The 4,342-nt window shown below is 69.0% G+C and carries 4 protein-coding genes; 3 read left to right on the top strand and 1 reads right to left on the bottom strand.

Annotated features, from left to right (window positions below; genetic code table 11):
* The coding region (locus K5Q19_RS15110) for a TolC family protein (protein ID WP_292946812.1) at positions 1-844 on the top strand (844 nt) is incomplete at its 5' end.
* Between the two features lie 103 nt (positions 845-947).
* Complete coding sequence (locus tag K5Q19_RS15105; protein WP_292946810.1) at positions 948-1,853, top strand: L,D-transpeptidase family protein; 906 nt, start codon at positions 948-950, stop codon at positions 1,851-1,853.
* On the opposite strand, the gene K5Q19_RS15100 is transcribed toward K5Q19_RS15105, so the two are convergent.
* Positions 1,850-2,740: a LysR family transcriptional regulator gene (locus K5Q19_RS15100; RefSeq protein WP_292946807.1), complete on the bottom strand. Its 891-nt coding sequence runs from the start codon at positions 2,738-2,740 to the stop codon at positions 1,850-1,852. The two genes, K5Q19_RS15105 and K5Q19_RS15100, sit on opposite strands and share 4 nt — an antisense overlap.
* A gap of 97 nt (positions 2,741-2,837) precedes the next feature.
* On the opposite strand from K5Q19_RS15100, the gene K5Q19_RS15095 reads away from it, so the two are divergent.
* Positions 2,838-4,342: malate synthase G (locus K5Q19_RS15095; protein ID WP_292946804.1), on the top strand; the 1,505-nt coding region annotated here is incomplete at its 3' end.

Here is a 4,342-nt window from a genome sequence, read left to right as displayed (position 1 = left end):
GGCGGCTGCGCGCGATGCGGATGCCCTGCTGCGCCAGCGGGCCGAGCGCGGCGTGGCGGCGCTGACCGAGACCGACCGCAGCGGCGCCGAACTGGCCGGGGCGGCGCAGGCGGTTCCCGCGCTGGAAACCGCGCTGGAGGTCGAGCGCAACCGGCTCGATGTGCTGATGGGCCGTGCGCCGGGGCAGGCTGCGGCAGAGCTGGGCGCAGGCGCCATTCCAGCGGTGCGTGCGCCGGCGGTGCCCGATGGTCCGGCCTCGCTGCTGGCGCGGCGGCCCGATGTGGTCGCGGCGGAGCGGCTGGTGGCGGCGAGCGATGCGCGGGTGGCCGAGGCAATCCGGGCGCGCTACCCGCGCTTCACCATCTCGGGATTTGCCGGGCTTCTGGCCAATGGCATGAGCAACCTTTTCACCGGCGGCGCGGTGCAGACCGGCGCCAGCGGCGGGCTGAGCGTGCCGCTGTTCACTGGCGGGCGGCTGCGCGCGCAGCAAGCGGCGGCGCAGGCGCAGCTCAAGGAAGCGGTGGCGACCTGGCAGCAGACCGCGCTGCAGGCAGCGGCCGAGGGCGAAAATGCGCTGCTGGCGCTGACCAAGCGCAGCGAGCAGGCGGATGCGGCGGCGACAGTCGCGGCGCGGCTGACGGACAGCCGCCAGCGGATCGAGACCGCGTTTCAGGCCGGCGCTGTGAGCCGCGTCGAGGCGCTCGGTATCGAGCGGCAGCGGCTCGATGCCGAAGATCAGGCGATTGCCGCGCGGGCCGAGGCGGCACGCGCCGCTGTCACCGCATTCCGGGCACTGGGCGGCGGCTGGCAGGCGGGCGGAGCGAGGCTCGCCGTGTCCCGTTGAGGGACGTTTCGGGTGATGCGCGAGGGACCAAAAAGCAGTGTCGCGTGAGGTAACGATCCGTTAACCATACCTCATGGAGTGGGTTTCGGGACGAATCTCGGTTTTGGCGGGACTGCTGCTGGCGCTGCTGGGATGCGGCGTGCTGGGCCATGCGGCTTTTGCCGAGCGGGTGGCGCCGACCGCCGCGCCGGTGCGCTTCGCTTCGGCGGCGGCGCAGTGCTCGCCCGATCCGGCGCTTGATGGTGAACCGGAAGGACCGCCTCCGCCGACCCCCGTTTCGGCCGCGCGCAAGGGTGTGCTGATCGTGGTGAGCCTTCCCTCGCAGCGGCTCTATGTGTTCAAGGACGGGGCGGAGTGGGGCTCCACCACGGTTTCGACCGGGCGGCGCGGCTACGGCACGCCGGCGGGCACATTCACGATCCTGCAGAAGCACGTGAAGCACCGCTCGCGCACCTATGGCAACGCGCCGATGCCCTATATGCAGCGGCTGACCTGGCGCGGGGTGGCGCTTCATGCCGGGCGGGTGACGGGCGCGCCGGCCTCGCACGGATGCATCCGCCTGCCTTGGGACTTCGCGCGGCAGCTCTATGCGCTGACCAATCCGGCTTCGACTTCGGTGGTGATCCTGCGCCAGCCGCTGGACTATGCCGAGGCGGCGAAGAGCGCGGCGCTGGGACTGCCGCCGCCGCTGCGCGAGGCGCCGGTGCGGCAGGCCTATGCGCCGCTGGTTCCGCCTGCTTTGTCGGTACAGGGGCCGGTGCAGGGGCCGGTGCAGGGGCCGCTCCAGACGATCCAGCTGGCGGCGGCATCCAATATCGCCGGGGCCGATGAGCTGTGGCAGGAGCTTTCGGCTAACGAGCCGGAGTTGCAGGCACTGGAGCCGGTGATCGTCCCGGCGGTGGTGCGGCAGGTGCAGGTCTATCGCTTGCGCGCATCGGGGCGTGATGCCCATGCGATCTGCGGGCGCCTTGCCTCGCGCGGGATCGCCTGCATTCGGGTGTCCGCCTAGGCGAGGCCGCTGCCTGCCGAGAGGTGGGCGGCGAGGTGCGCGATAAAGGCCTCGATCCGTGCGGGTAGCGCCGGGGTGGGGGCGTGGACGGCATAGATGCCGACATCCTGCGAGCCCTGATACTGCACAAGGACGCGGGTGAGCGCGCCTGACGCCAGAGCTTCGTGGACATCCCACAAGGAGCGCAGCGCGATGCCGCAGGCGCCGAGCGCGAGTTCGCGGACGACTTCGCTGGAATTGGTGCGGACGTGGCTCTGGCCGGAGTGGGTGACGGTGCCCTCGGGGCCATCGAGTTGCCAGGGGAGTTGGCTGGTGGTGGCGAGGACGCGGTGGTGCTTGAGGTCTGCCAGTGTTTCGGGCGTGCCGAACGCGGCGAGATAGGCGGGGGCGGCGCAGAGCACGCGGTGGCTGGTGCCGAGGCGGTGGCCGGTGAGACCGTTCCCGATCTTCGCGCCGATGCGGATGGCAAGGTCGCAGCTGCCATCGAGCAGATCGGCGAATTCATCCGAGAGATCGAGTTGCAGCCGCACGTCCGGATGGGCGGCGAGGAAGGTAGGCACGTGGGGCACCACATGCATGCGGCCGAACGAGGTGGGCGCGGTGAGGCGCAAGGGCCCGCGCACATGGGCGTGGCGGCCGCTGACGCGCTCTTCCGCCGCCTTGAGCGTGGAGCGCAAGGGGAGCAGCGCGTCATGGAGATCCTGCCCCGCCGGGGTGAGCGCGAGGCGGCGCGTGGTGCGGTGGACGAGGCGGGCGGAGAGGCGCTCCTCCAGCCGGGCGAGGCGCTTGGAAAGGGCAGCGGTGGAAGCGCCCTGTGCGCGGGCGGCGGCGGAGATCGATCCGGCTTCGACGATGGCGAGGAAGAGATCGTAATCGGGATCGAACATTGTTTCCCCACAGGAGAAGCTGCGTTGAATTATTTACTTCTACCGCAAAGCGGCCATGCGGCCTAGGGGAGGGCATCGGATTATGGGAGTGGTTGCGATGAGCGGATATTTCGAGCGTTCGGGGCTGCAGGTGGCGGGAGTCCTCGCGGACTTCATCGAGACGCGCGCTCTGCCAGGGACGGGGCTGACGGCGGATGCGTTCTGGGCAGGCGCGGCGGACATTTTCGCCCGGTTCGCGCCGCGCAATGCTGCGTTGCTTGCGAAGCGCGAGGACCTGCAGGCGAAGATCGATGCCTGGCACAAGGACCGCGCCGGGCAGCCGCAGGATATGGCGGACTACAAGGCGTTTCTGACCGAGATCGGCTATCTGGTGCCGGAGCCCGCGCCGTTTTCGGTCTCCCCGCAGAATGTGGATGCCGAGCTGGCGGTGACGGCGGGGCCGCAGCTGGTGGTGCCGATCCTCAATGCGCGGTTCCTGCTCAATGCCGCGAATGCGCGCTGGGGCAGCCTTTATGATGCGCTTTATGGCACCGATGCCATTCCCGGCGCGGCGTCGGGGAAGGGCTATGATCCGGTGCGCGGCGGGCAGGTGATCGCCTGGGCCAAGACGTTTCTGGATGAGGCGGTGCCGCTGGCTTCGGGTTCGTGGGCGGAGTGGACGGGCGGTGAGCCGAGCCTCAAGGATCCTTCGCAACTGGTCGGCCGGGCGGGTGCGAACCTGCTGTTCAGGCACAATGGCCTGCATATCGAAGTGGTGATCGATCCGGCGCACCCCATCGGCAAGGACGATCCGGCCGGGATCGCCGATGTCGTGCTGGAAGCGGCGATTTCGACGATCTGCGACTGCGAGGATTCGGTCGCGGCGGTGGATGCCGAGGACAAGGTCGCGGCCTATGCCAACTGGCTCGGGCTGATGCAGGGCGATCTTGAAGACACCTTCGAGAAGGGTGGACGGATGATGACGCGGCGGCTCAATCCGGACCGGGTTTACACCGCGCCCGATGGCTCCGCGCTGACGCTGCATGGCCGTTCGCTGCTGCTGGTGCGTAATGTGGGGCATCTGATGACCAACCCGGCGGTGCTGCTGCCGGGCGGGGCCGAGGCGCCGGAAGGCATTCTGGATGGCATCGTCACCAGCCTGATCGCCATGCACGACATCAATGGCGCGCGCCGCAACAGCCGGACGGGTTCGGTCTATATCGTGAAGCCGAAGATGCACGGGCCGGAAGAAGCCGCCTTCGCCAACGATCTGTTCGATGCGGTGGAGGATGTGCTGGGCCTTGCCCGCCACACGTTGAAGATCGGCGTGATGGACGAGGAGCGCCGCACGAGCGCGAACCTTGCCGCCTGCATCCATGCGGTGAAGGACCGTATCATGTTCATCAACACCGGCTTCCTTGATCGCACCGGCGACGAGATGCACACCTCGATGCAGGCCGGGGCGATGCTGCGCAAGGGCGACATGAAAACGACGCCCTGGATCACCTCCTACGAGGATCGCAACGTGCAGATCGGCCTCGCCTGCGGGCTTTCGGGCAAGGCGCAGATCGGCAAGGGCATGTGGGCGATGCCCGACCGCATGGCCGACATGCTGGTGCAGAA

The organism is Novosphingobium sp. (assembly GCF_019748365.1).
Taxonomy (GTDB): domain Bacteria; phylum Pseudomonadota; class Alphaproteobacteria; order Sphingomonadales; family Sphingomonadaceae; genus Novosphingobium.
Note: the sequence above shows the minus strand (reverse complement) of the source record. Positions and strands in the feature narration are given on the sequence as shown.